This is a genomic window from Citrobacter sp. U14242, from assembly GCF_046555775.1.
Classification (GTDB): domain Bacteria; phylum Pseudomonadota; class Gammaproteobacteria; order Enterobacterales; family Enterobacteriaceae; genus Citrobacter.
In genome coordinates this window covers 84,152-110,388 of the sequence record NZ_JBKGLW010000012.1, presented here as the reverse complement: position 1 = coordinate 110,388, position 26,237 = coordinate 84,152, and the positions used below count along the sequence as shown (strand labels likewise).

The 26,237-nt window shown below is 52.4% G+C and carries 33 protein-coding genes; 2 read left to right on the top strand and 31 right to left on the bottom strand.

What is annotated here, in order from left to right:
• Positions 1-3: 3 nt before the first annotated feature.
• The 31 genes from ACLJXE_RS19670 to ACLJXE_RS19520 all read right to left on the bottom strand — a co-directional run bounded on the left by ACLJXE_RS19670 (position 4) and on the right by ACLJXE_RS19520 (position 24,493).
• Entirely contained in the window at positions 4-1,704 is a 1,701-nt protein-coding gene (locus ACLJXE_RS19670; protein ID WP_410751773.1) for a hypothetical protein, read from the bottom strand.
• 102 nt (positions 1,705-1,806) lie between these two features.
• On the bottom strand, positions 1,807-2,106 hold the full coding sequence (locus ACLJXE_RS19665; RefSeq protein WP_410751772.1) for a phage tail assembly protein: 300 nt from the start codon (positions 2,104-2,106) through the stop codon (positions 1,807-1,809).
• A 57-nt stretch (positions 2,107-2,163) separates the two neighbouring features.
• Positions 2,164-2,670 (bottom strand): phage major tail tube protein, encoded by a 507-nt coding sequence (locus tag ACLJXE_RS19660; protein ID WP_079816641.1) that lies wholly within the window; start codon positions 2,668-2,670, stop codon positions 2,164-2,166.
• Complete coding sequence (locus ACLJXE_RS19655; protein ID WP_410751771.1) at positions 2,667-4,136, bottom strand: phage tail sheath family protein; 1,470 nt, start codon at positions 4,134-4,136, stop codon at positions 2,667-2,669. Before ACLJXE_RS19655 ends, ACLJXE_RS19660 begins: the two co-directional genes overlap by 4 nt.
• Positions 4,137-4,174: 38 nt before the next feature.
• Positions 4,175-4,792 carry a phage baseplate assembly protein V gene (locus ACLJXE_RS19650; protein WP_047357975.1) on the bottom strand — a complete coding sequence of 206 codons (618 nt, stop codon included), beginning with the start codon at positions 4,790-4,792 and terminating at the stop codon, positions 4,175-4,177.
• Positions 4,785-5,339 (bottom strand): hypothetical protein, encoded by a 555-nt coding sequence (locus ACLJXE_RS19645; RefSeq protein WP_033816606.1) that lies wholly within the window; start codon positions 5,337-5,339, stop codon positions 4,785-4,787. The genes ACLJXE_RS19650 and ACLJXE_RS19645 overlap by 8 nt, the downstream gene beginning before the upstream one ends.
• An 11-nt stretch (positions 5,340-5,350) precedes the next feature.
• Positions 5,351-6,007, bottom strand: a complete 657-nt coding sequence (locus tag ACLJXE_RS19640) for a hypothetical protein (RefSeq protein WP_033816607.1) — start codon at positions 6,005-6,007, stop codon at positions 5,351-5,353.
• 1 nt (position 6,008) lies between these two features.
• A complete protein-coding gene (locus ACLJXE_RS19635; protein WP_016150419.1) occupies positions 6,009-6,365 on the bottom strand; it encodes a head-tail joining protein in 357 nt (118 codons plus the stop codon).
• A complete protein-coding gene (locus ACLJXE_RS19630; RefSeq protein ID WP_033816609.1) occupies positions 6,365-6,700 on the bottom strand; it encodes a capsid cement protein in 336 nt (111 codons plus the stop codon). Before ACLJXE_RS19630 ends, ACLJXE_RS19635 begins: the two co-directional genes overlap by 1 nt.
• 73 nt (positions 6,701-6,773) lie before the next feature.
• Positions 6,774-8,876: a ClpP-like prohead protease/major capsid protein fusion protein gene (locus ACLJXE_RS19625; protein WP_410751770.1), complete on the bottom strand. Its 2,103-nt coding sequence runs from the start codon at positions 8,874-8,876 to the stop codon at positions 6,774-6,776.
• The gene (locus ACLJXE_RS19620; protein WP_033816611.1) at positions 8,833-10,344 is read right to left on the bottom strand and encodes a phage portal protein; all 1,512 of its coding nucleotides are present in this window, start codon (positions 10,342-10,344) and stop codon (positions 8,833-8,835) included. The genes ACLJXE_RS19625 and ACLJXE_RS19620 overlap by 44 nt, the downstream gene beginning before the upstream one ends.
• 8 nt (positions 10,345-10,352) lie before the next feature.
• On the bottom strand, positions 10,353-10,568 hold the full coding sequence (locus ACLJXE_RS19615) for a hypothetical protein (RefSeq protein ID WP_016150423.1): 216 nt from the start codon (positions 10,566-10,568) through the stop codon (positions 10,353-10,355).
• Complete coding sequence (locus ACLJXE_RS19610) at positions 10,565-12,682, bottom strand: phage terminase large subunit family protein (protein WP_033816612.1); 2,118 nt, start codon at positions 12,680-12,682, stop codon at positions 10,565-10,567. The genes ACLJXE_RS19615 and ACLJXE_RS19610 overlap by 4 nt, the downstream gene beginning before the upstream one ends.
• A gap of 3 nt (positions 12,683-12,685) precedes the next feature.
• Entirely contained in the window at positions 12,686-13,192 is a 507-nt protein-coding gene (locus ACLJXE_RS19605; RefSeq protein WP_033816636.1) for a DUF1441 family protein, read from the bottom strand.
• Positions 13,193-13,426: 234 nt separating this feature from the next.
• Positions 13,427-14,719, bottom strand: a complete 1,293-nt coding sequence (locus ACLJXE_RS19600) for a DUF6575 domain-containing protein (RefSeq protein ID WP_131351208.1) — start codon at positions 14,717-14,719, stop codon at positions 13,427-13,429.
• Positions 14,716-15,138 (bottom strand): hypothetical protein, encoded by a 423-nt coding sequence (locus ACLJXE_RS19595; protein ID WP_131351211.1) that lies wholly within the window; start codon positions 15,136-15,138, stop codon positions 14,716-14,718. Before ACLJXE_RS19595 ends, ACLJXE_RS19600 begins: the two co-directional genes overlap by 4 nt.
• Positions 15,139-15,260: 122 nt before the next feature.
• Positions 15,261-15,824: a hypothetical protein gene (locus ACLJXE_RS19590; protein ID WP_252325254.1), complete on the bottom strand. Its 564-nt coding sequence runs from the start codon at positions 15,822-15,824 to the stop codon at positions 15,261-15,263.
• Positions 15,821-16,369: a lysozyme gene (locus tag ACLJXE_RS19585; RefSeq protein WP_131351217.1), complete on the bottom strand. Its 549-nt coding sequence runs from the start codon at positions 16,367-16,369 to the stop codon at positions 15,821-15,823. The genes ACLJXE_RS19590 and ACLJXE_RS19585 overlap by 4 nt, the downstream gene beginning before the upstream one ends.
• Entirely contained in the window at positions 16,341-16,619 is a 279-nt protein-coding gene (locus ACLJXE_RS19580; protein WP_003832349.1) for a phage holin, read from the bottom strand. Before ACLJXE_RS19580 ends, ACLJXE_RS19585 begins: the two co-directional genes overlap by 29 nt.
• A 145-nt stretch (positions 16,620-16,764) precedes the next feature.
• Positions 16,765-17,817, bottom strand: coding sequence for a DNA-methyltransferase (locus tag ACLJXE_RS19575; RefSeq protein ID WP_252325256.1), 1,053 nt, complete (start codon positions 17,815-17,817; stop codon positions 16,765-16,767).
• A gap of 150 nt (positions 17,818-17,967) precedes the next feature.
• The gene (locus ACLJXE_RS19570; protein ID WP_003034749.1) at positions 17,968-18,159 is read right to left on the bottom strand and encodes a hypothetical protein; all 192 of its coding nucleotides are present in this window, start codon (positions 18,157-18,159) and stop codon (positions 17,968-17,970) included.
• Positions 18,110-18,334 carry a hypothetical protein gene (locus ACLJXE_RS19565; protein ID WP_410751800.1) on the bottom strand — a complete coding sequence of 75 codons (225 nt, stop codon included), beginning with the start codon at positions 18,332-18,334 and terminating at the stop codon, positions 18,110-18,112. The genes ACLJXE_RS19570 and ACLJXE_RS19565 overlap by 50 nt, the downstream gene beginning before the upstream one ends.
• Before the next feature lie 65 nt (positions 18,335-18,399).
• Complete coding sequence (locus tag ACLJXE_RS19560; RefSeq protein WP_174331051.1) at positions 18,400-19,089, bottom strand: bacteriophage antitermination protein Q; 690 nt, start codon at positions 19,087-19,089, stop codon at positions 18,400-18,402.
• Positions 19,090-19,110: 21 nt separating this feature from the next.
• Entirely contained in the window at positions 19,111-20,106 is a 996-nt protein-coding gene (locus ACLJXE_RS19555) for a DUF968 domain-containing protein (RefSeq protein WP_410751769.1), read from the bottom strand.
• The gene (locus ACLJXE_RS19550; RefSeq protein WP_222186571.1) at positions 20,103-20,789 is read right to left on the bottom strand and encodes a phage antirepressor KilAC domain-containing protein; all 687 of its coding nucleotides are present in this window, start codon (positions 20,787-20,789) and stop codon (positions 20,103-20,105) included. Before ACLJXE_RS19550 ends, ACLJXE_RS19555 begins: the two co-directional genes overlap by 4 nt.
• A gap of 13 nt (positions 20,790-20,802) precedes the next feature.
• The gene (locus ACLJXE_RS19545) at positions 20,803-21,189 is read right to left on the bottom strand and encodes a RusA family crossover junction endodeoxyribonuclease (RefSeq protein ID WP_000767088.1); all 387 of its coding nucleotides are present in this window, start codon (positions 21,187-21,189) and stop codon (positions 20,803-20,805) included.
• Entirely contained in the window at positions 21,186-22,505 is a 1,320-nt protein-coding gene (locus ACLJXE_RS19540) for a phage N-6-adenine-methyltransferase (RefSeq protein WP_410688642.1), read from the bottom strand. Before ACLJXE_RS19540 ends, ACLJXE_RS19545 begins: the two co-directional genes overlap by 4 nt.
• Positions 22,502-23,359: a conserved phage C-terminal domain-containing protein gene (locus tag ACLJXE_RS19535; RefSeq protein ID WP_065554922.1), complete on the bottom strand. Its 858-nt coding sequence runs from the start codon at positions 23,357-23,359 to the stop codon at positions 22,502-22,504. Before ACLJXE_RS19535 ends, ACLJXE_RS19540 begins: the two co-directional genes overlap by 4 nt.
• Positions 23,349-23,528: a DUF4222 domain-containing protein gene (locus ACLJXE_RS19530; protein ID WP_024135506.1), complete on the bottom strand. Its 180-nt coding sequence runs from the start codon at positions 23,526-23,528 to the stop codon at positions 23,349-23,351. The genes ACLJXE_RS19535 and ACLJXE_RS19530 overlap by 11 nt, the downstream gene beginning before the upstream one ends.
• Before the next feature lie 172 nt (positions 23,529-23,700).
• A complete protein-coding gene (locus ACLJXE_RS19525) occupies positions 23,701-24,267 on the bottom strand; it encodes a YmfL family putative regulatory protein (RefSeq protein ID WP_101701439.1) in 567 nt (188 codons plus the stop codon).
• A gap of 28 nt (positions 24,268-24,295) precedes the next feature.
• On the bottom strand, positions 24,296-24,493 hold the full coding sequence (locus ACLJXE_RS19520; RefSeq protein ID WP_057101686.1) for a Cro/CI family transcriptional regulator: 198 nt from the start codon (positions 24,491-24,493) through the stop codon (positions 24,296-24,298).
• 99 nt (positions 24,494-24,592) lie between these two features.
• Here ACLJXE_RS19520 and ACLJXE_RS19515 point away from each other — a divergent pair, with 99 nt between their 5' ends.
• Both ACLJXE_RS19515 and ACLJXE_RS19510 read left to right on the top strand, forming a co-directional pair.
• The gene (locus ACLJXE_RS19515; RefSeq protein ID WP_101701440.1) at positions 24,593-25,249 is read left to right on the top strand and encodes a LexA family protein; all 657 of its coding nucleotides are present in this window, start codon (positions 24,593-24,595) and stop codon (positions 25,247-25,249) included.
• A 600-nt stretch (positions 25,250-25,849) separates the two neighbouring features.
• Entirely contained in the window at positions 25,850-26,221 is a 372-nt protein-coding gene (locus tag ACLJXE_RS19510) for a hypothetical protein (protein ID WP_001515608.1), read from the top strand.
• Positions 26,222-26,237 lie beyond the last annotated feature (16 nt).

The following is a 26,237-nucleotide window of genomic DNA, read 5'->3' as shown; positions in this document are numbered from 1 at the left end:
CACTCACCAGAGAAGCCCCCCATCCAGAAGGCTGTTATCACCATTAAAGGCAGAATTGTTTTTCGTCACCGTTGTGACTTCATCGGCAATGGCTTTCTCATCCTGTCCCGGCGCGGCATTAATTTCGAATCGGTATTCGAATTTTCGGTTGTCTGTAACCTGCCTGGATGGCGGCTGTTTATCCAGGTTGTCCATACGCTGAAGCAAGTTATCCCAGTACCCGACATCTCCACCCGACGAATCTGAAGGTGGTTGCACTGAGCGCCCGTTGTTCCTTTGCAACGCTGCATTCCAGTTTAAAAGCGTGTCGCCGCCTTCCGGTGACAGGTATTTATCAAGCGATTTATTAAATGCCTCTTCATCATCACTAAAAAAACCCCGCGTTGAGGTGTAAGACTTTTTAACATCGTCAGCGAGGTCTGGATTGTCCTTCAGTTGCTGCTCGAACCATTCTCCCTGCCCTTTGCGCCCCGCAGTCATTCTGGCGATATCCACCGACCCAGTCATAGCCAGTGACTTCAGCACATCCTTTTGATCGTTCCTGTCATCTGGCAACAGCCAGGACAGTTTTTTAGCCAGGGCATAAATAATTTTGCCGACAAAAACCACCCCCTGTCCGAAAGACAGAACGCCGGGATACAGGTCGTTTCGCAGGAAAGTCACAATTCGCCTGACCCCACCACCTTTGAACCAGTCGGCAAGATCATCCGTCAGGCGCCTGATATCAGGCGCCAGTTCATTTCCCAGTTGGCCGGAAATTTCTGCGACCGCAGAAGAGAAAACCGTGCGGAGATTATTGATAGCCTGATTACCCGCAACCGCACCATCAGCCCCCTCTTTGGTCACGAGGTTGTAGCGCCGCTGTTCATCCATCAGGTCGCGGTAGCTCCGGCCAGACTGCTTGATAAGCATCAGAAGTTTGCTCGCTTCCCCGCCAAAAAGAGAATCCAGGGCGAAGGAGGCTTTTGACTCGTCCTGAAGGCTGAGCGCCCGTTCAACAATTTTGTCGAACTGCGCCATATCGCTGAGCCCTGCAAAATCACCCGCTTTGAACCCGAGCGTTTCAAACGCATCCTGCAGCGAGCTCTGCTTACCGTTCTGTTTGTACTCCCCGGATTTGTGCAGATACTCTTCAAAGAGATCGCCAATGTTTTCCGCATTCATGTCGTACTGCTTCGCCAGAGAATCCCAGGCATTAAACGTGGCCACATCCACGCCGTAGCTTTTTGCCACATTAGTACGGGTTGCCGTTTCAGCATTGGTGGCGGCTGGCGCTATCAGTGTGCCAAGTGCTGAAGCCACCACACCGCCACCGCCAATAGCCAGCCCGGATCCAAACATCCCGCCCACCTGCCCGGCGATCCCCAGACCGCGCCGGAACAGGCCTTTACCGGCACCTTTGAACGCCTGAATGCGCTGTGCTTTTTGCATCTGTACATTCAGTTTCTGCTGCTCCGCCTCCGTTTTGCGAATTTCCCTGGAAACATCGGTATAGCGGCGCTTCAAATCCACCAGGCTTTCACCGGCCAGTTTGGCGCGTTTGATTTCTGCTGCCAGTCTGGTCTGGTCTTTTGTCAGTCGCTCAGACTGCTTTCCGACTTCTTTCAGGCTTTTTTGCAAGCCATCTGCAGATCGTTTCCATGAATTATCCAGGTTTCCGCCAAAGGTAATGACGGCTTTAAGGTTCTGACTTATTGCGCCCACGGTTCATCGTCTCCAGTTCGTCGGTCAAAAAAACAGAGAAAGTGCTGAACGGCATATCAAGGTATTCCGCCATCGGGAAATGCAGCCGCCGCCCCAGAAACCTTATTGCCCGGAGGAGCCCACCTTCGGTCGCTTCGCGGGCGGGAGCATAAAAACGTTAAAGGCATCCGTGAGCTGTGAATAATCTGCTGCCGTCATCAGCCAGAGATCCTGTTCACTGAGATTGCACAGCAACGCAATCATGCGGGCTTCTTTCTCTTCTTCGTTGCCGCGGTCTTTGGCATGAGTGATGCGATCACGAACCAGCGGTTCACGCATAGTGACTTCATCGATCACGACCCCGTTATCAAGTGATACGGGGGTGTACAGTTTTATAACGCGGTTTTCACCAGGAAAGCTCATAGGGTGCTCCATAAAAAACGGCGCGCAGGCCGTTACAGTGGTGGGATAACAGTAAAATCAGAGACGCACTTTGGCAGCAAGGCCTGAAAGCACATCAACGCCATTCACCCGGCGGGCGAAACGCTCTGTATCAATGGCAAACAGTTCGCGCCCGTCCAGTGACTGACGGTAGTAGCTGACAGCAATATCAACCGTCACGGCATTTTCGGAAAGCGTGTCCTTACCTCGCGCATCCGGCGTGACGGTCTGTACAAAGCCCTCAATTTCCTCAACCGTACCGCGCGCAGTGCCGTTACCGAGATAGCCCTGATAAGCCGTAAAGCGTGAACGGCTGCCACTGACAAAACCGAAGCTGGCCAGCATGTCCGTATCTATCCCATAAAATTTAACCTGACAGGTCAGTGCTTCCATGCCGTCATCAACCGGGGTGGGTGCATCCTGTGCGCCGGTACGCAAATCCGTTTTAACAATTGCCAGTGACGGTGGCGTAAATTCATGCGCCCCCTGAATACGGATCCCCTGCCGGAAGAAGGTCCAGACGCGTAGTGTGTTTTTATCGCTCATGCTGCAAGCATCTCCTCAAGCGCATAGTTATTGTTCACCCGGACGCGCAGGCTGATAAGTTCAGTCGGCGATTTCGGACCAAAGTCATAGTTGATGTACAGGACACCCGACGCCATGGTTTCCGCTGTGTTCAGTTCTTCATCCAGCCAGGCCCGCCCACCGAATATGGCGCCAAGCCCGACCAGTTGCCGCATATAGGCATTGATGGTGCCGATAATGTCATCCGCATTTTCCCGGTCCAGTGGGCGGTCAACATACTCCAGCATGGTTTCCTGAATGCTGTCCTCAATAACATCAGCAGTACGGCGGACAGATTCAAAACGCCACTGAGGATTGGTTGCACACAGGCGGTTCCCCCAGTGTTTAAAACCCGCCCGGCGGATAATGGTGGACACGTTCTGCATGTTGAGCAGGTTTGCATCGCAGTTCTCATCCCCGAGGATAAATTCATCGATCTGCTCAACACCGAGGATGTTGTTGATGTCCTGGTTCGACTTGCTCCACCACCAGCCTTTTTCAAAGTCGATGCGGGCGCGTAACCCGGCAGCAAACGCAGAGTAAGGGCGATAAACCAGCTGGCCATCAGCATCACTCGCCTGGACCCGCGGGCGCAACAGTTCAGTTCGTGCGCCATAGGACTGGCGGCGCTGTACCACTTCCTGCAGCGTCGCACCGGAGGCGCAGTCAACATATGCGACGGCGCGCAATTTCCCGGCCACGGTTTCCAGCCCCTTACCAACTGCATCGTCCTCACTGAAACCCGGTGCAATCACAATACGCGGCTGGTACGTGGTTACAGATTTCGCGGATGACAGGGTGCCGATCCCCTTCAGTACCGCCGCGCGTTGTTTTGCCACATCGTTTTCATCTGCAACACGCACCACCACCGTCAGCGCATTACGCTGATCGTTAATGTCTGTCAGTGCCTGTTTCAGCGTACCTTTTTCACCCAGGCGGGATAACAGCGTGGTGCCGACGACCGCCACCGGCGTATTGAGTGGAAAGGGTTCATCTTCACCCCCAGCTAATTGCAGGCCGAAGGGCTGGACAATCCCATCACCGCGCCCGCTCGCACTGACTTTTGCGCCATCAACACCACCGACAGCCTCAGCAACATCCCCGGGTTTAGCCGTGATAACACCGTGCTCATCACAACCCAGCGTGATTTTCAGTGTCAGCGATTCAGGATCCCAGCTTGCTGACGTCACAACCGCAGCAGGATTTTCGGCTGCCGGCTGTCCGGCCAGCGCAGCGACATTGATGACATTGCCTTCCCGCCCCTTAATGGTTGCCGTGAAGTCGATAACGTTATCGAGAATGGGTGTACCGGATGATCCCGATGCGGCTGTTCCCCCCGACGCATCAGGTGCAGTTCCCACCAGGCCGATAATGGCGGTCTGAATCGTGGTAACCGCCACCGTACCCGAGGTGAGTTCAATAGTTTCAACGCCATGTAACTGAGACATGTTTTTTCTCCAGGCATAAAAAAACCTGCCGCAGCAGGTCACATTTTCTGATTAGGTTTATCGGTGAGCCCGCCGCTGTCGCCGCGGTGATCGTGGTTGTTAAATACTTCACGTATCTTGCTCATGCTGCCGGATTTATCCGTTATCTCCTTAGACGCCCCGATATTCCCTGCAACCGACGTGTCAGCATTAATCTGAGTTTTGCCCTGAACTGTCAGGGTATCCGTAATTTCAACCGGACCATCCAGCGTGCCTTTACCGACAATTTTGTAAGTTCCACCATCAGCCAGCGTAATCGTCAGGGCATGCGCGTTCCTGTCATAACGGATCTCGGTCCCGTCGCTGTAACGCGTAATGTGCTCGCTGTCACTTCCTTCCGGCACCGGCAGCTTTCCCGTGTTCCAGCCGGGAAACACCCGTCCATTGTTGAGTTCTCCGGCTTCGGACAGGACCGTAACCGCATCCCCCACGGCATAAGGATTTGAATCAGCACGGTTAGTTCCTGAAAACCCCTGGCACAACGGCAGCCAGGTCGTGATGATATCCCCCAAATCCACCCGGCATTTTGGGATGCGATCGTGCCTGACGGAGTGGATAACACCGCGCCGGACAAGGTTCGCCAGTCTGCGCTGCAGGTCGCCTGCGATATCACTCATCGGGCTGAGCCTCCCAGATAAGCTGATAGTCATCCACGTGATTACGGCCCGTATCAGGTGCAACACCCAGCCAGGCCTGCTGCAGAGGCATGCCATTGTTTGCAAAGGGGTCAGTACCAAATGCAGCCGCCTGGGTGAATGAAATACGCCAGACCAGATAATCATCCATTCGCGGATCAAACTCATCACGTTCAGCCGTGGTGAATACCGCAGGCTCAATATGGCCCAGACCAAACTGCTGCCCGTCAATCCACTGGGTAATATCAGCCGCAGCGGTTCTGACAAAAATCTCAGGCTGACTCACACCCGATCCAGCGGCATCCACCACCACGAAGAGATCACAGGTTAAATTAACGCTCAGTTGCCCCTCATTTCCTCCGCCCTGTTCCCAGCTGTTAATCGAGAAATACACCGCGGGCGTGGTCAGGCCCGAAAAGCGGGGAACATTTCTTTCCGGATACGCACCGGCATCACGCACCCATCCGATTTTTTTTAATGCGTCAGTCACAGCATCGTGATACCGCCCCAGCAACAGTGGCTCGGCCATCGTTCGTTACCTCAGACAGAAATACGGGCTTTTACGCGCCCGCGAATGTCGGTTTCAAAGTGATGCATAAAAATCTCCATCGCTTCCGCAAATGCGTTGTCCTCGATGTAGTTCAGCATCGGTTCGTAGATATCCATTTCTGCTTCGCGTGTCCGGCGGGTCAGGGGATCACGAATAACCACCGTCCTGCGATTATCCCGTTTTGAACGGGACACCTCCCCGTTTTCAAACGACCGTTCGCTCAGCAGATTACCTTTCGGGGAAAATCCGGCGTTTTCTGCCTGGCGGCGCGCTTTAGTAAAACGCCCCGTGTTGCGGTCACGCCGGGTATGGTGCGGTCGCAGCCGCCCGTTGATTCGTCCTTTAAGGTCTTTCACCTTAATGGCATTCAGCCCGAACCAGAGCCGGAAGTTATCCAGTTGCGATCCCCTGTCCAGACGAAAAGACAGCAGACGGCGCCGGACCAGATCCATACTGCGTGGGGCCAGCCCGTCTTTCAGATCCGCCATCGCTTTCTTTCGCAGCGTGGCGGCAGTACGCCTGAGTGCGCGCGAGTATGCTGCACGGAACTGTTTTTGCGTCGCACCGATACTGTCCGCAATTCGCCAGATTACATCCACATCAATATCGACGGGTAAATCCCGTCGCAGTCGAGACTCCCGCGCCATATCAGCTCCACTTATCGATCTGAGGCTGTGTTTTGCCGGGTTCCCCATATACCAGCGTGACGCGGGTCCGCCCTTCTTCATCCGCGCCGATATGTGTCACCCGGTAAGGGATGGTGTTGATCACCACACCGTCATGTTTTTCGAGACCGGAAATATCCGCAGTCATTGCACTGAACGCCGGGGAATGGTTCTGAATTTCCCCGCCGCCCGGTACACCCGACAGCGCATCCGGTGATTCAAAAATCACGGTCACCAGACGCGGGCCTTCACCCGTTTGCAGGCATGCAGGGACTTCTTCGGCAAACGCCCGGTTAATCCGGGCATCTGCTTTAGCCAAACGCTCCCGGAACCGGCTCATCAGAACCCCAGGCGGACGGCAACATCAGCAGCATCCGCCTCAGCTGCTCCCCAGGCGGAACCAACAACCGGGTTTGGCGTTGCATCATCGCCTTTTGCCACCGTCAGCTTGCCGCCAGCCAGATACAGCTTCTGGCCTGCCGCAATTTCTTCTGCCGCTTTAGGCAGCACAAAAACACCGGCCATATGCAGTGTTCCCCACTCGCCTGCTGGAATATCGCTGTGTGCCACCCCGGCAATTCCGCCGACCGCCACCAGCGCACCGGATGAAACGGCATCAACACCCGCATTGTGATAATCCAGTGTGGTACCGTCCTGCTGATAGTTATTCGCCATGTTTTTTCTCCATAAAAGGAAAAGGCGACCAGCGCCGCCTTCAGGGATAAAAAAAACCGCCAGGCGGCGGTCGTTATTTTTTGGTGACTTTAACCAGCCCGCGCCAGTCAAGCGGGGCCACACCCGCATCAATGCGCACCTTGAAAGCGGCACCGTCAACAGTGAAGCCCTGCTGCTGTTCCAGATATGGCGTGTCGATACCGTCCAGATAGGCCACTTCAATGGTGTCGCGCCCCTGCGCAGCAGTCAGGTAATAATCCGTCGGGCTGCTGTCATCCAGGCGGGCCTCAGAAGCCACTGTCACAAAGTTCTGGATCGGGTTAACGATCCCGCTGTTCACGTCTGCGCCCGGTACGCTGGCGGATTTAATCAGCTGGTTTGCCCGTGACTCAATTGCGACTGGCGTCAGCATGTAGGCCGGACGAATATTCAGACGACGATCGCCGGATTTTTGCAGCAGCATTGCCTTACGTGCAATATCCAGCCCTTCAATACTTAGATCGGCTGCAACAAGGTTGCCATGATCGGCGTGGAACAACGGCTTACCGTCCGACATTTTCGGATTGCTGGTCAGTACAGCCCAGACCAGATCGCCGACGGTGGCTCGCGCAGCAAGCCCCATTGCCTGCGGGATACGCGTCAGCATATCCAGGTCGTCGTTGATGATAGTCTGGCGGTCAATGCTGAAAAGCTCACCATAGGTGGCCAGTGCAATCGGCTCACCGCGATCTTTAATGGTGACATATTTATATTCCGCCCCGGCGCGAACCTTACGCAGCGATGCCAGTGATTCCAGGCCAACGCGGTGCGCGGTTTTGAAATCGGTCAGTGTGCCTTTACGGGTCCACTGTTCGAATGTTTCGCTGGCCTCATCCCAGCCAAGCAATGCCGCCTTATGCGCCACATCCATCAGGATATTGCCGAAATCGCTGCTGCTGTGGGTGAACGCCAGCCCAACCATCGCCTGTGCGGTACCGACACCAGAAATACCGATACCACGATCCACCAGCGAGGCGCGGGCCAGTTCGCGCAGGGTATACCCGTTGTAGGCGTTATCTTTTTCTGCCTGCGCATAGCCCGCACGGTTCATCACCGCCGCACGAATGGAATCACCAACAATATTCCCGTTACCCGCATGGATGTGAACTGCACCCGGTCCGGCACTCGGGGTCGTCCCTGCCGCCAGCGCATTGAGCAATTTGGTGCGGGCCTGTTCCGCTGAGCAGGAAATATCCGTGATGCATTCTGCTTTCAGCGAGCCGAAAGCAGGAAACGCATCAAACACAGCGGAAACTGCGCTGACTCGTTCAGTATTCGCCGCCTGCATCTGCTGCTGGAGCTGGGCGGCCAGCGCGGTAATGTCGATATTTCCCGCCAGCGGTTGCTGGGCTGGCTGCGGTGTTGTTGGGTTATTTGCGACCTGCGGAGCCGGATTTTGTGCGGGTTGCGGCTGACTGACAGGAGCTTCGGCGCGCGGCCCAAAAAGGTTGTTAATCTGTTCTGGCATATTCTGGTAATCCTTCAGTTTATTTTGATTCACACAGGCCGCGGCCTGCAGTTCTGGTTCAAGCGTGTCAGCAAAACCTTTTTCCACCGCCTCCGCGCCATTAAGCCAGGTTTCAGCTTTCAGCATCGCCTCCAGTTCTTCCTGCCCCAGCCCGGTCTTGTTCATGTAGGCACTGAGCATCAGCGCTTCATTACGATCAAGCCAGGCAGCGTAGTCACGCATATCATCGGAATCCCCGGCGATCCCACCCCACGGCTTGTGTACCATCAGCCAGGCATTTTCCGGCATATGCACCGTGGCACCGGGCAGGCAGACAATCATTGAAGCCATACTGGCAGCCACGCCGTCCACCCAGATATCCAGCTTCGCCTTCAGACGGGACAAGGTGTTAAAGATGGCAAATCCCTGCATCACATCGCCGCCCGGGCTGTGGATATGCAGATCGACGGCGCTGGCCTCAAACACCCCGGCTTCCTTACAGTCGGAGACGAACTGCTGAGCGGTAATCCCCCAGCCGCCGATCACGTCATAGAGAAATATTTCCACACGCCCTGCAGCCAGGGCGCGTATCTCATACCAGCACTGACCGTTTGCGGCATCGATACCAGCCACACTGGCGCGGGGATTAATCATCGTCCCGCGACGGGGCGGGCTTATCATTTGCTGCATCAGGGAGCACTCCTTTATCGTTGGCGGCGTCTGAGTCGAACACCAGCCCGTTTTCTCGGTTGAATTCGGTTTCACGCATACGCTGTCGCTTCACCTCCTGGGGGGATTGCCCACGGGCGCGGATCCACTCCGCTTCAGTTCCCGCACCACCGCGCACAATTCCCCGCCAGGCCATTGCCTCTTTTACAGGGTCAATCCACGGCATAACCGGGCCAAGATAGGTCGCATTAAAGAGGGTTGTTCGATCCACATCCGGTGGGATATCTGTCGTTAACAGCGCCATCGCCAGCCAGGCGCGGTATACCGGGCGACTGTGTTGGCCAACAAACCATTGCTGCAGTACGTTATAGCCTTCGTAGCTTTCCACCAGTTCCTGGCGCTGGGCGCTGTATGTGCCATTGTAGTCACGGGCAATACTGGAATAGCTTCCCCGGCTTCCGGCGGCAACAGCACGTAATTGCCCGTTGCGAAACTCATGAAGATGGACATTCGGACGATTGGACTCGACCATGCCCAGATCTTCGCCCGGTGCCAGATCGTCAAAAATCATCCCGGGCGCGATATCAAAATAGCGGTATTTATTTTCTGACGGCTTCCAGTCATCTTCTTGCGGGAAAGTAGCGGCATCACCTCTCTTGATATAAAAGCCCAGCGCGGCAGCGATTCTTGCGGCCACGCGTTCACTCTCTTCGTAATCCTTAATGTCGCCAAGGCGGCGGATCACGCCGTGTAACAGACTCACCCCGCGTAACTGATGGAGACGTTTTCGCTGCGCGAGATGCAGCATATTCTCAGCAGCAACAGTTTTCAGTTCTGCGCTAAAACGCGTCATGTTGGCCGGATGGAATTTATAAACACGGTAGCCTGTCGGACGGCCCCAGTTATTCACAATAATACCCTGACGGATCTGCTGCCCCGAGGTGCTGTTCAGGTTCATCGGCACAAAGTCGGCCTCGAGCAACTCCAGAGAAAACGGCACACTGGTCGAGTGAGTCAGACCAGCAACTGGCCCTCTCACAAGCTGGGTAAAAATTTCACCATCACGCAGTGCGGAACGCAGCGCCAGCCGTTCCGCTTCCGGGCGGGTAAACATCCCGGTCACTTCCGGGCGAACTGACCATTCGGACCAGAGCGCGGAAATCTTTGCCGCAAATTCTTCATGCAGTTTGCCGTCCAGCCCCAGTGGCTGCGGTTCAACCTGAATCCCCTGGGCGCCAATCACCCGCTCCTCGAGCTTATCCAGCAGACCAATTACAATGTCATGGTCTTCATCCAGCGCCCGCGCCTGCTCGCGCAGTGATATCCCTGCAACACCAACAGCAGTGTCAGCCGCGCGGCTCTCGCGCTTCGTTTTATTAAGCCGGGAAGGCTGTGCCGCATCGTATGCCTGCAACAGCATTTTGTTTCTGGCGCGTGCGACTGCCCACCCTGGCGCAATTGCACCAAGTGCTCTGTCGAAAATACCCATGGAAGACCTTAATTAAATCTGGCGAGTTTGAAAGATCCACCGCGACGGTTCACGGCAACCCAGCGTTTTTCCCAGTATTCCAGCTCTCTGCGAAGCGCCACGGGATCATGGTTAGTTATGGCGCGACCATTTACGCCCGTAAAAGACACACTTTTCCCGTCCAGGGAATCACGGTATGCCTGGCGTACTGTTACCAGCATCTGCTGAATTTCTGATTTCGTCACAGCCAGCCTCCGTTGTCACTGACACCCAGCCAGCCACCAGAAAGCGGGCTGGGCTGTTCAGTTACAGAAACAGGAGACGAACGTACAGGTACCGCTTTTTTCACAGCAATCTCCCTGGGGCGCTCCCCGTCAATGATGTTTGAATTACTCTCCTGAGCGGCAGCCCATGCCGGGGGCTGTTCCCAGTCCCGGATTTTTTCATAACCACGCAGGACAGCGACGGCGTGGGCATAACAGAAAAGGTCAAAGGCTTCGTTATTGCCTTTTCCGGGCTTGCGCCATTTTCCGTCCGTGCCGCGTTCTTCGTAGGTCAGTTCCTCGTAGAACCACTCCCCCAGCCAGTCAGGAAAATGGATATACCCGGCACCTGGGGTTTCACGTTCAAGGTTGTTACTGAGCTGATCTTTTAACAGGTCCGTCTGCAACAGATATACCGGAACCTCACCACGCGCATCCGCCCGGCGGTCGCTTCGGCCTGTGTTGTCAGGGTGGGTTTTGGTAATGATTTTCTGGCGTCGGGTGCTGTCACCTTTTATCAGGTAAACCCGTTTACCCAGTCCGTCACGACGACACTGGCGCCAGAATTTATAGGCGTTATCCGTTACCCCATCTTCCCCGCCGCTGTCGACAGCCATTGCAAGAATGGGCATCCGTCGCGAAGGGTCTGACTGCAACGCATAAGTTTTTTCGAGAACATCTGTGATAAGCAGTTGCCAGTCTTCCGGATAGGATCCGGGATGCACCTGCTGCGCCTCACCATTTTCATCACAACGCAGGGACTGGCGGATGTTATAGCGGTCCACCAGCCAGCGTTCGCCGTTTTCACCGTACCCGATTATCTGAACGACAAAACGGCGCTTCTTCCCGCCCTGCACATCCACCGACGCCAGAAGAAAACGGACTTTCGGCGGCACAAGTCGTTTGCCATAGTCTTCTGCCCGCAGCATCAGCACGTCAGCACGTCGCTGCTCACTGGCTGAACGGGGAAGATAAGGCAGCCCCCAGTCAGTATTAATTACCGTTTTGAGCGTTTCTTCGCTGCCGGTGGCTTCATAGTCCTGTTCCGCCGTCAGTAATTTGTAAACCAGTTGCGCCCATGTCTGGTATGCCGCCGCAGGTCCCTCCATCCAGAACGAGGCAATGCGCGAGCGTCGGGCTTCTCCGGTTATGTTGCCCTCACGGTCGATAGTCTGTCCCTCACGCAACCAGACACCCTTTCCGTTCAGTTCCCGCTTTCTGTCGGCGGTAATCATGCCGCTACAATGCGGGCAATCAATATGCGCCGCTTCACTGGCTTTTACCGGGTCAGACGTTTCCCGGTAACCTGTCATCGCCTCCATGGCCGGTTGAAAGTATTCCCCGCAATGTGGACATGGCCAGTACCAGCGACGACGATCGCCGCGGTTATATAAAGACAGGATCCCGGTCGTGGGAGGAGCTTCGTGAGGTGACTTTCTCCGCCACTTCGTATTGGTGATTTCCCTGCCCGGTGAACTCTCGACCAGCGTCATCCCCGCCGACATAAAGGTGGTGGTACGTTTTGAAGCAAGCGAAAATCCGTCCCCTTCCCCGTCGATATCTTCCGGGAAGCGATCGTAATCCGTCAGCGCCACACACTTAAAATCTGAGGACGACATGATGTTGATAGACGGCCAGCCTATCTTCAGGTAGTTCCCGGCAAGGAAAGTCCGGTCATGCACGTTGTTGTCATTGCGTGAAGGACTCAGCCGGCACGCCACCTCCGGGCTGACACGAAATGTTCGGGCCAGACGTTTTTTTGAGTGTTCGCGCGCTTTCTCTTCCGTCATCTGAATGATGAGCATGTCAGACGGATCGCAGACAACGTTGTACACCACCCAGCCATCAATCAGACCAATGGTTTTACCCGTTCGAGCAGGGCCAACAAAAATGACAGCATCATATTCGCGTGATGCCAGGCAATTCATCGGCTCCACAACATAAGGGGCAAGATTAGGATCCCACTCAACGGAGTTACCCACGCCGACCGGAACACGCATATATTTATGTACGGCTTCCGCTACAGGCATTCGGCGCGGTGCTCTGATGATCCCGGCAGTGTTTTTTCTTAGCTCCGCCGCCGTGGCCTGTCGCATGGCTTACTCCTCTTCTGGCGAACTGTCCTCCTGTTCCGGCGTATCTGCCTGCTCAACCTTCAGGGCTATCTGATCCCGCAGGTCATCGATGACTTTTTGAACCCGAACGACAGCTGCAGGCGTCATCGCGCAATCACGTTCAAGAATATCTGGCAGCGTTTCCAGCACCTGAACGACGGCTTTTGCCATTGATGAAAATTCTCGGGTCACTGTCGATGCCGGGATTAACTCACCTGTTTCCTGCTGGAATTTAAGCCTCTCGCGTTCAGACTGAAACCACGCCTTACGATCCGGCGGTAACATCTTATCGATATCCACCAGCTCGGGTGCCGTGGTCCGGCCCAGCAGTTCCCGGAGAATATCCACGACAGAATAAAGCTTGAGACGAGAATTACTGCCCGGAGCAGGCTCAACGTTATTCAGCTTGCTGGAGATCGTCTGACGATGAAGGTCGGTCACCGCTGCAAGTTGATTGATGTTGAGGCGAAGGTTTTTCAGTTCGTTATCCATGATGATGAACAATATTTAACCATTTCGACATCGTGAATAATTTCACGACTGAAATATCAACAAGTTAAGGGAATGATGATGATGCCGATAAAATGCAAAAAACCAGCCGTTTTCCGCGTGTCCTCGCCCCCTCGGTGTTCAGAATCGCCAAGAGGACCCGCGCAAATGATAGGAATTATCAACAAAAAACCCCGCATTAGCGGGGTGTGTAATTGCGATACTATATATTTGGAATTAGAGCGGAGTATATTTTTCCTTAAGCTCTTTGCCCCAATGTCTAAGAGTTCGTGACCTTCTGGCTATAGTGTCTTTACTTAATGAATTGCACTGTTCAAGTAAAAATTTCTCAGCTGTATCTGGATCTATTTGAGATAAATTCTCAACTTCTGACCAGTTAATCCAAGCCCAACCAATATGGCTCACCTCAAAGCATCTCGCAGCAATTTTATATTGGTTCTCTTGTCCAGACTGAATTAACTTTTGCCCCATCGCAGTTACATTGCCATTAGCATTCAGCAACCCTAAAACTTTTGCAGCATGTAGGTAATAATACACGTGTCTTTCTTGCAAACCTGTATTCTCTACAGTACAAGGCTCACCACTCCATTTGACTTCAACTACTTTAAAAACTTTTTCTAAAGTATCTGCCTGCGGAATTTGATGACCACTAACTGCAAGTGCAGACATCCTACTGATTACCCTAAGATAGAACTCAGCTCCTGCTTTAGTCAGAAGAAATATAACCTCACCTGTCTGATTGCTTTTTAATTCCATATTTGTTCCAGTCGATACAATAGACTGAAGCAAATCAGAAAAGGCTTGGATATCTATCCCATTGTTTTGTATGAAATCGACTATATCAGCACGACGCTCAATAAGAGTGCTTAAATCACGTAAAATCTCTTCATAGGCGTTCAGCTTTTCAGCTTGGAATGAAAGGATGAACGAACCTGGACGAGCATCAACTGGACGTAGCTTGTCTTTGAGACCGCTAAACTCCAGTAAACTGTCATATAACGCACTAAAGCTATCACACACATTCGAAACGTGACTTAGCACCAAATTTCCAGCACTTTTCTTTGAGCTTTTTTCTAAATGAATCTCATGTGTTGAATACTTAATTGCTTCACCGATTCGACCATTTTCTAAAACAGGAACCACAGAGCTAATAAACAGTCCCTGAGCTGGCAAAGCCTTTTCATAGACGGCATCTACGCCTTTAACACTCCATGTAGGCGCAACCTCCCGATCATAAGGGGCACGTACTTCATAGAAAAATGATTGTTCCTGATCAATTAAAACTGAACGCAAATCAATTCTTTTTCTTTCAATTAACTCCAACCGTGTCGGAGATACAGGGATTACATACCAGCTATCGGCGTCCTCGTCCTCACCAATCCAATAAACAACAAATAATGAATTAACTTCATTTTCTGCTGAAAAGAATCGAGGTTCTTCGAAAAACTCATACACCCTTTTATAGCGCAGGGTCCCCATCATTGTATTAGGCAGAAAAACGTTACTCATGCGCCTTCTCCTAAACAAGCAAAATGCTCATGGATAGAACTATTTACCGTAAGCCATATTGTATAGTGAGCAGGATCCGCAAAAGTCTTTTTCATGACCCCCATGAATGGCATTACGTTACCTTTAGCGACGGTACGATCACCTAACGCCGCTGGAAACTTAGCCTTTGCATCTGTAGCACCTCTTTCTTCAGAAAAAAACGATGTGCCATATACGCACTGAAGAGCTTCTCCGCGACATTTTTTATGTCTATTCGGATACTCTTCATGGGTAGAAAGGAAACAATTTGGAGTCGGGGGGTTAGCTCTAACCAAACGATAAAACTCACCCTCGGCATCTACAGCCGTTTTTGGAGGAACACCTTTTGGATAAAATTCAGGCCAAGTCTGCTCGGCTAGCTCCGCTGCAACTTCTGACATAACATCATTCCGTGTAGTCATAAAAAAACTGCCAACACGATAACAATTTATTTTAATAGGGAAACGGCTGTTGGCATCAGTTGCAATATAGCAAAAGTTTACAAAATGTGAATCTTAAAGTGTTAAAACCGCACGTTAGGTCTCACGTCTTTGCTTAGCTCTAATTCTCTGCTCCGTTCAAGATCCCTTATACTTATCAACTGATTATTCGCCTTTTCAATGGCCGACAGTAAAGGGTTAATCCACAGAACGGCTTGGCAGTACGTCAGCGCGTGGGAGGCAACGGGACTATCACCGGCTGTGTCAGCGTCCCCGGAATCGGAGTGCATTGCGCTGGCACGTAAACGGTTCGCGTAGTTGAGCAGCCCACCAGCAACATCAGCAGGAACAGGAAGATCACAGGTTTTTTCACGATGGAGTATCTCCCGGTATTCGATGACGGTCTTTTCGGTACCCGCATCAATCAGCGAATTTAAGCGACTGGCGCTTTCTGCAACTTGGTTAAACCGGTTGAAGTTGAATGCCTGAGTGGTTATTAACGTCGCTTGCAGCGCGTTATCACTGCGCAAAAGCCGGTTATCACTCTGAGTCCTTGCCAGTGTCGCGCTGCTACGCGCCAGTAATACACAGAGAACCGCGATAATAGTTACAACTGCAATCCCTACAAAGACTAGGGCTCTATTCACTGGTCTATCCCCCAGCACGTCAAAGCGCTTTCCTGGTCCCGTCTTTCTACCTGTCCATAGCAGCCATTTTTCTGGCCTTTGGTCAGACGACAGTCGCGGCCAGCGTCTTTAATCCACCAGCGGATCGCTTCACAGGCTCCTTTACGGTCGCCCGCATTGATCCGCTTATAGAACGTAGATGGGAAACATTTTCCGGGGCCGATGTTATATGGGCAGAAAGACGCGATCCCGGCTTTCTGTGGTTCGGTCAGTGGTACCTTGATATTTCGCTCAACCCACGCCAGCGCTTTGTCGCGTTCTATGGCGTTTACCTGGGCGCATTTCTCAGAAGACAGCTTCATGCCCTGAACTACTGGCTTACCATCAACCATCGTGGCGCCACGGCAAATGGTCCAGAGTCCACCACCGTCGCGGTATGCCGTAAGGCTATTACCCTCTTTCTCATTAAGAAACTGATCGAGAATAACGGGCGCGGAAGCCCCGGCAAGAATCAAACCAACGACCGCTGCGCTCAGTTTATTCTTCAGCTTTGGTGACATTGCCATTAAGCCGGTCCTCCCTTTCCTTTTTTCGGTAATACCAGTTCACTGCACAGGTGATTACCGTGCATGCGATACCGACAATAATTGCCCAGTCGCTCAGGCTTAACCCTGCAATTCTGTCGGCCAACATCCAGGACACCTCTTTTGCTGTTTTAGCTGTTTCGGCGTATGCCTTCGCTGATACACCGCAGCCGGTAAGCGTGGTTCCTGTTCCATATGAAAGTCTGCTGTAAATGGTGCTCATTCTGGTCATAGCCTCACCTCCGATAGTTCGGATGGCGCTGTGTGTGATTGAAGGGGATCAGGCAACCGGGCTCTTATGTTCAAGTAAAAATTAAGGATGATTCCCGGTGCCTGAAGATGGTGATCACCACAGCAACGGGGAAGCGTGGTGATCGTTATGATTTTTTCAGTTTTTCCACCTCTTCGGTGGTCTGTATAAACCTGTCTTCCTCCAGTTCTACGCCGATCGCCCGACGGCCAAGTTCTATTGCTGCTTTCACAGTTGAACCAGAGCCCATAAAGAAATCGGCAACAATATCCCCCGGCCTGCTGCTGGCGCTAATGAGCTGTTTCAGCATATCGGCAGGTTTTTCGCATGGATGTTTGCCTGGATAAAACTGAACAGGCTTATGCGTCCATACGTCGGTATACGGAACAAGAGCGGAAACAGAGAAGCAGCGCCGGAGGGTTTTGTATTCCTCCAGCAATTCTGAATACTTGCGGTTTAATGACTGATAGGTAGCTACCAGCTGGTGGTGAGGATGTTCAAGCTTCTGCTGAATGTGCTTATCGATAGCGATCCGCGTGAACAGTTCCTGCAATTTTCTATAGTCCACTTCATTTGGTAGTTGCCATTGGCTTGCACCAAACCAGTGTGACGCCATGTTTTTCTTTCCGGTTGCCTCAGCTATTTCTTTCGAGCTGACACCCAGTGATTCACGGGCATTACGGAAGTAATCAATCAGCGGCGTCATAATGTGCTGCTTTAGCTCTGTGCTTTTCCTTTCGTAAACATCCTCTTTACCTGTGTACGGCCCAAGATAGTGCTCAGCAAACAAAATCCGTTCCGTAGATGGAAAGTACGCACGCAGGCTTTCTTTATTACATCCATTCCAACGGCCCGATGGTTTTGCCCAAATGATGTGATTCAAAACGTTGAACCGGGCACGCATCATAATCTCTATATCTGAGGCCAGTCGGTGACCGCAAAACAGGTAAATGCTGCCAGCAGGTTTAAGAACGCGAGCATACTCAGCCAGACAGCTATCAAGCCAGCGTAAGTAGTCCTCGTCCCCCTTCCATTGGTTGTCCCAGCCGTTGGGCTTCACTTTGAAGTACGGCGGATCCGTAACTATCAGATCAATAGAGTTATCCGGGAGGGTAGCGACGTAATGCAGGCTATCAGCGTTGATTAACTCAACACTGTTTATTTTTACAGTATTTTTCATAGATCAGTAAGCGTAACTCTGATAGGCTCACGTTGCTTTTGCGCTAAAGCAGTGGGCCTTGGTTAGCTTGTGACCTGAAAGCATGAGCTGATGGCTGGCCGGGTGCGCTAACACCCACCAGCCGCCCATTTCCACAGCAGAAAGCCCCCATTACTGGAGGCGCTTATAACATCCGAACTGGTAATCAGATAACCCCGCCATCACCAGCTGCGTAAGTATGAGCTGGCAACGTTCGCGGCTGAGGTGGGTATTCTGTGCAATCTCCCCAGCCGTTGCTGGTTTATCGCTTAATTCATTGAAAACAGCCTTTGCCGTTTCTGTCATATCTTCCTGATTTAGCATGTCTTTTACCTAAAATTAGTTGCGTGACATACAGATAACTCTGGTTGGTGATACCAGCAAGAGAAGAATTCCATTCTGCGACCGCCAGCGTATTTATGCGCCGTGCATGGCTGATTTGCCATAAAAAAACCCGCTCATCGGCGGGTTTATAAAACTTTGGCAACATATCAAACATGCTTTAAATATGGCTTATTTTGTTGCATTTTGCAAGCGTGTTTGAAGGAGATAGTGAAATTTACTTCACATTTCTGCCACTTTGAGGGCTTCTTCTTCCTCATAGTATTCAAGAGCCATGGCCAATGCAGATTCATCAAGCTGCGTAAAAGCGGTCTTTAACCCAGCCCAGTGCCCTGAATAGACACGCAACCATGTCGAACGGTCAACGCTAACCATGCGGGCCAGTGCTGCACCAGCATAGTCTTTATAGGTTTCATTATTTCTGGTTGCGGCAATTTCCTGCCCTGCCAGCCATACCAGGCCTATCAGTTTCTTAACTACGCGCTCCTGAAGCGAGTTTTCACCCAGGCATTTCTGATAAGTTTTCCAGACGTATTCACACATCATCACCTGGTGCTTATAGCTAAGGTCAAAACCGTAGCAGTACCGCAACCAGGCCTGCTGGTATCCACTAAGCGCGGACACTGCCCTACGCCACGGCGCTGACTCAAATTCCGCATCTTTTATCGGCGGCATTGGCCTGCGGCGGCTGCGTGTTTCCAGCACATACAGTGGCGCGGAAAGCGAGTTAACAAAGCGTGGCCCCTTCTCTCCTTCGAGTTCGACGAGATGAATTCCACGGCGCGGGGTGGCATTTTTGTCTGCTGGTGGGTGTTCACTGAAAGCCTCAAGCTGCCCTTTTGTTCCCCCAGAGAGGTCAGGTAGCGCGCGGCGCAATTCTATTCTTACAAAATTCAGGTCTTGTTGATTCATGCTTCTTTGCGCTCCATACACTTAAGCTTTCGCAATTACGCCAATCGCCAGCGCCCGATCAATAAAACGCAGTAGCAGCTCAAGCTGCGTACCATGCTTCTGCTCGAATGCCGGTACATCGGCGTGTAACTCGTCGTGGCACTCTCTGCACAGAGGGATCACGAAGAGGTCATGGGCTTTTGTTGCTGTACCACCCATACCGTGCCCTACGATATGGTGCGGATCATCTGCTGGCCGTCGGCAACACTCACAGGGTTGTGTTTTAACCCAGCGGGTGTACGTCTCATTTATCCAGCGGCGACGTTTTGGCCTGAGCATAAAAGACTCTGGCGACTCAGGATCAACAGAGAGCGTGAGGATCTTCTTCGCCTTCTCCTGCACGAGTCTGGTTGCTGACGAGGAAGGCACTATGTCGCTTTCCCTCATGACAGAGCGGATCTTCTCATCCGGAAGGCGCAGCCCTTTGTGCGCAACGCTTTCCGGAATAACATCAGCCAGGTCGTTTCTGACCATCCACCAGCACAGTTCCGGAAGCGTCAGGATATGAGACTCGGGAAAACCAGAATCACGCCGAATGACTTCCAGAATCCAGGATACCAGGTTTCCGGCCGCTATACCTGCAAGCTGTTCGGTATGCTGCCCCGACAAAGTGTGATCGCAATGCCAGCACAGGCGAATACTTCCTGGTGGGTGCCGCATTGTTGTGAAGTTCTTGTCGTGCCACGATGAATGGGGCCACTGGCATTCAAACCGAGAACTCAGCCACTGCTCAAGGGAAGGAAGCCCGCCGGCACGCTGAATAACCCGTTCATTCTCGAATACCTGCCGCATTACAGGATTATCAGCCAGCGGCTGAATGGCTGCCGGAACAGCCCCGGTACTGAATGACGCCATTTCTTCTGGTTCAGGCTCGAGCAGAACGCGACCGCGCATGAAGAGATGCATCAGTTCCGCACCGGGCCGAAACAACACAATCCCCATACGATGGGCTACTTCAGGAGTTAACAAAGCCCTCACGCCGCCTGCCCCCCCGCAATATGTTCAGCCCACAAACCACCAATCCAGCGTACGCCCTTGGCAGTGAAACGCGTCTGGCTGAATGCGTGATTGGATGTGCTCGATGTTCCGGTCTTAACTTCAAATCTTCCCGCGGAAATGTGCTGCGCCATGGGGGTAAGTGTGCCGCCGAGGCGATACAGGATATTGCGTTCGATAAGGAACAGACGAAACTCAGTTTCTTTTGCGTTAAGCAATTTGGCTACCTGCCGGAATGACATGGAGCCTTTTGCAGAGCAATAACGATCAACAAACTCCACTTTTGGCGCCGCGGCTGCCAGCTGGATGGTCAGTTGCTCTTTCTGCTCGGCTAAATCAGCAGCCAGGCGAAGCGCTTCCGGCAATGAGCGGGGAACACTGACACTCAGCCCTTCTTCCAGTTCCTGCCAGCGATCGACGACCGCGGCGGTAAATTCAGGTGACAATCTGGCAACAATCACCAGAGAGTCGCGTTTGTTAAAACGATACTCCTGGTAAACATTGCCGTTGTGCTCAAAATCGAACTGCGCCAACGGCGCGGTTAAAATTCCCGCTGCAACAAGACGCTCAGCCGAGCGTTTCACGTCACTGTGTTTACTCTGAACCAGATCCGCAATATCACGGCTGGACATTGTTACTACACCATTCACGATTAACTGGCTCATACTTTTCTCCATATCAGGCGGCTGCACCCGCCGGTTCATATCTGCTGATCGTTATCTCTACCCGACCTTTCGGCACAACGGGTCCCCATTCCACCAGCATGCGCTTAATCTGGCTGTCGTCTTCCCAGACACCCGCATGCGTCAGCGCGTCAAACAGGGCTTTGTTGTAATTATCGATATCCCGGCGGCGCGCATCCGGCGGGTACAGGGTGATTTCTACCGCTGCAAGTTCAGTCGATGGCTTTGGAAGGCGTCGTAATTGCTCAATGATCGCCACGCAGGCAGCGCTCTGGTATTTACGGCCATCAGCGCTAATGAGGTGACGACCGGCCAGCGGCCCCTTGTTAGGGGCGCGCCAGTAAGTGTTCACGCTCGGAGGAAAAGGCAGGATCAGTTTCACGCGGCCTCTCCCCTCATACTGCGAACAAGTTCAGAAGCTGCAGTAATGATTTCGCTGGTGGCCGTTCGTTCCAGCCATAGTTGATTGATATTGGCTTTCAGTTTGTTCTGCTGTGATTCATTCAGCATGTCAGCGCCATCAACCTGGTCGAATACAATTCCAACCTCCAACGGCCAGATACGGGACTCGGGAAGCGGATCCGCCACTGGTTTAGCTTTCTCACGGATGTGCATGCGGATGTGGCGAATATTGGACCAACTGGAAACATCCAGGCTTCCCATAGCTGCAATGAAATCAGCACTGTTCATGCCATATTCACCGGATGCTTCAAGGGCAACAGTGCGAATACGTTCCGACATATCCAGGCGCGCAGCAGCGTCATCGAATTCAATCGACAACAGCCACTCATCCACACCGAACAAAATGCTCTCACTAATAAGCAGCTTCGCTTTGTCGATCGTTAATGGTGATACCTGAGTGAATTCAGGTGATTCGACAGAATCCGCCGCCCAGGTATGCCCAAACTTCGATTCACTGAATGTGTATTCTTCTTTATCGCCGAACGCAGCTCTAACACATGCCCACGCTTCGACACCGCTGATATCAAAAATATCTTTCTGGGTGAGTGGCAACTCTGTTTCTGGCTTACCAGCTACTGTTGGTGTGGCCGTTGCTGGTTGAGGTTTGCTGGTGGCAAATTGTGCCAAAGCCATAAACGCACGCCCTTTTGCCTCCAGTTCTGTACGGTTGATATAGCTGAAACGCTCGCCACGCCATGACTTATCGAATACAGCTATGGCACCGGCAAAAAACGCGCTGGTGGGTTTTTGTTTTTCGTCAGCAGGTACAAACCACACTGGCAGATCGAACCCAATGCGCCCGCGGATGAATACAATGTGATCGGCATCTTCCGGCCACCACGTTTCGCTCGGCGCAGCTTTTATCAGGAATACATAGCGACCGCCCTTTTCGCGCTGGGCTGCTGCGTAGTTCATGATGTGCGTCATGCCGGTGATCGCCTGTTTCTCGTGGTACTGCGAACGGCTATACGGTGGGTTGCCATAACCTGCACCGCCCAGTTCTGCCAGACGTTCAGACCAGTCCTGTGTCAGTGCATTATCTTCGGCGGTGTACCATGCCGGGCACTTCGCGTTGTCGTCGTCAGCAAACAAGTCCAGAACTAATGGACCAAATAGCGCGTTGATACCCCAAAAAAGCAGATCCGGTGTCCGCCACTGATCGCCAACCTCTTTCAGTTCGTGGGCTGGTTTGTTGCGCAGTGCCGCCAGAGCCTGGCAATATTTGTTTAACGTCATCCTCTGAACCCCTCTGGAATCGTTGTTTCAACCGGACCAAAAGCCATCACATCGCGCTTTTTCGCGCCCCAGTCAGCGCGTTTAGGCCGTCCCTTCTGCTCCCAGCGGGTAGCGCTTTGCAGATAGCTCTCGAATTTCTTCGGGCCGAACAGCGTTTCCGGGCGCATGTACTGGTACTGCTCGTCGTTCTCGTGCCAGTGCTCATGCTTCAGGTCGATAACAAGTTGCAGGTCTGCAACGCTGTATCCCTCACGCAGTCGGGCACGGATGTTCTCCAGGGATGTTTTTGATTTCTGATACCGGGATCCGCTGATCTGGTTCAAATGGGTCAAAACCAAAATTGCCTGGTCAGTAATCACGACTTCAGGGTCTGGTTGCGCCGCAACCGGACAAGAGGGTTTTGAAGTTACTTGTGGATCTTGTTTTGATTTTACTGACGGATCCCCGCCAGATTCTGACGGGTCAAAACCGCCATTTTTGCCAGATTTCGACGGGTCAGCTTTTGAGGCGTCAAAATTTGATGCGTCAGATTTTGACGTGTCAGAATCTGACAGTTGAGAAAATGCGGCAGCCTGAAGTTTCGCCACATTCAGGCGGTAAACGTTCGAAGCATTACGGTTACCATTACGGCGCTGTGTACGCGTGAGCCAGCCATCTTTTTCAAGCTTTGCGATTGCCGTTCTGATCGTGCTCGGCCCTGCGCCAAGCTGGCGAGCAATAGTTTCAATGGACGGCCAGCACACTCCCTCATCGCTGCTGAAATCAGCAAGGCGAGCCATGATCGCGACACTAGACAACTTCATGCCCGACGCCGCGCAACCATCCCATACGTAGCCGGTTAATTTAGTGCTCATGATCGTCCGTTATCTCCCTGAACTTTTGCCTGAAATGCTCAAGTGGGCTGAAGCATTCGTGTGGGTAGCCATCACGCAGATAGATAACGCGCTGTGTTTCTGGCTCCCAGCGGATAACACGGACTTGCACTCCGCGGTGGTCTTTGAACCTTCGGTTAAGTTCGCGCACAGGCGTTTTGCCCTCCGGTTGTAGACCCCCACAATTGAAACCGCCCTACTGTGGTTACACGGAACCCAGCGGTTTGATAATCTGCGTTCATACCGAAACAACGGAGTACCCGAAACCGGGATCATCCTGAGTTGCGGTAGACGGTTAAAAGCCGTTAAACTGCTCATGCGGATTATTTCTCCATACTCGAAGAGTTGTTCGCCAAGGCGCCCGGAGCTGCACACTCGCGGGCGTCACTCTTTTCTGGCGCGCAGAAAACACGGAATAGCAGCGTCAAATGCTCCTGCCACTTAGCCATTACCTGATAACTGTTCTCTTCAATCTGCTCACGTTCTGCCGGATCAATAACCCCGTCGGCGGTTGCCTTACGCAGGTACTGCGAGTGTTTGCCAATCCATTCGATTGACTCCATCAGACGCTGGTTGATATCGCCGTTATCAAGATCATCTACTTCCACCAGCGGAACGAATACACCACCACTACGGCGGGCTATCGCATCGGTGACATACTTAGTACCGCTCGCATCCTGAAGCACCATCGCCCACTCAAGCGGGAAAATTTGATCACCTTCGTTACGTAGTCGGTTATAGAGTGCATCCGTTGAGAGTTTTCCAGCGCGGTACAGACCAAGCCATTCAGCTGCTTCGGCATACCCACCCGACATTTCGGCGATCGTTCTTTTGATTGCAGCCACCAGCCAAGCTGGTTGTCGCTCTACTTTCCAGTGTTGTTTATCCACGGTTGTCCCCTAATTTCTGTGGTTTTAATCACGCAGCCGAATGACTACGCTTTTCATAAAGGGATTGGTTAACTTTCAAATCACCTTTCGTCAGCGCCTGGATCTCAAATGCCCTCCCCTTTGGGATAACTTCATCCCAGCCCGATACAGATGCGTGGGAGATATTCAGCGCCTTGGCGGTTTTCCCTACGCCACCGAAGTAAGAGATAACGTCATTCTTTTTCATTTTTCCCTCTGGAGTTAGGTCATGCAGTGCATAGATAGTAGGATATCTTACATAAAATGGTCAAGCACTCCTACATTAGAAAATGGTAGGATTGCCTACATGAAAATGAATGATCGAATCCGAAGCAGACGAAAAGAGCTGAAGATGACGCAATCTGTCCTGGCAAAGCTTGTCGGGGTAAACCGCGTCACGATCACCGGCTGGGAATCTGGTGACTATAAACCTGGCGGTGAGAACCTTCAGGCGCTTGCTGCTGCTCTTGAAAAGACACCGCAGTGGTTGCTGGAGGGTAAGGATGACGGGAAACAACAACCGCCAACAATGAACCCAGAGCAGAGATTCGGAATTAGATCAGTTCCCGTTTTAACGTGGGTGCAAGCCGGGGAATGGACTGCCAATAGTGGTGCGATAACGGAACGAGACATTCAAGACTGGGTTTACACTTCAGCAGCTGTTTCAGAGAGCGCTTTTGCACTAATAGTCCGCGGTGACTCAATGACTAACCCAAATGGCGCACCAAGCATCCCGGAGGGCTCTCTCGTCGTCGTAGAACCTGACTTTGGAGATGCCAGCCAAGCAAATGGTAAAATTGTCATTGCTCAGCTAATGGGAAGTGACGAAGCCACTATAAAAAAATTCGTCATTGATGGTCCGCTTAAATACCTTGTACCTCTCAATCCCAACTACAGGATGCTCGAGGTAAACGGCAACTGCCGTTTGGTCGGATTAGTAAGACAAGTGATAATGGATTTATAAGGAAACCGGGTTATCCCGGTTTTTTTTCACCCTTCAATGTAAGTTATCCAACATTTCCTCTTGACCTTTCTTTGTAAGTTATCCTACATTAAATAAACAAACAGCGAACAGGCAGGACGCCCACGAAGTAGCCGCCGGTGGCATATGAATAACCGGATGATTCGCTGACAGGTGTCTTCGGGAGGGGTAACAGAGGCGCGGCCTGATTAACCGCAACTCGTAGTCAAATTCCTATAGCTGGTGGCGATACCCAAGCCAGGAATACCAAAACCAACAGGAGTGTTAAGGGCAAGGGCTAATCACCCCCTTAGCACCCCGCCCGAAGATACCTACCACCGCGCCTGATGTGGTTAAAAGCAGGCCAAAGCAATAACAAGTAACTCCCTGTTCTGGCGGCCCGGTGTTTTCCCGTTTGTCCGGTAACCGCCAGCCTTTTTCAGGGCACTACAGAAAAGGGCATCACCGGGCGACGGGCTCATAACCCAATCCACCCGGGCAAAAGAAAGCGGTCTCTGCAAGCCGCCGACCAATGCAGGTGCCTTTCTCTGTTGTGTATGGAGAAAGTTCGGCGGTTGCAGCCGCCTTCACGAGGGTAAAAGCATGAGTAATGACCGCATGACCGTAGTGCCAGATTTTCTTGGCGAACTGGATGCCGGCGTGTTCATGAACAAAATCGCGGCAGCACTTAACACCACCGCGCTTGGCGTTCTGAACAACGGCAACAAAGGCAAAGTAGTCCTCACATTTGATTTTGAGCGCATGGGTAATTCCGTTGAAGAGAAGCGCGTCAAGATCAAGCACAAGCTGAACTACAGCACCCCTACACCGCGTGGTAAAGCCTCCGAAGAGGACACAACCGAAACCCCGATGTGGGTCAACAAAGGCGGGAAGCTCACCATCCTGCAGGAAGATCAGGGTCAGCTGTTCGGGATCACTGGCGCGGTGGATGGAAAGCTTAAAGCGGCTCAGTGATCCGCAACAACAAACT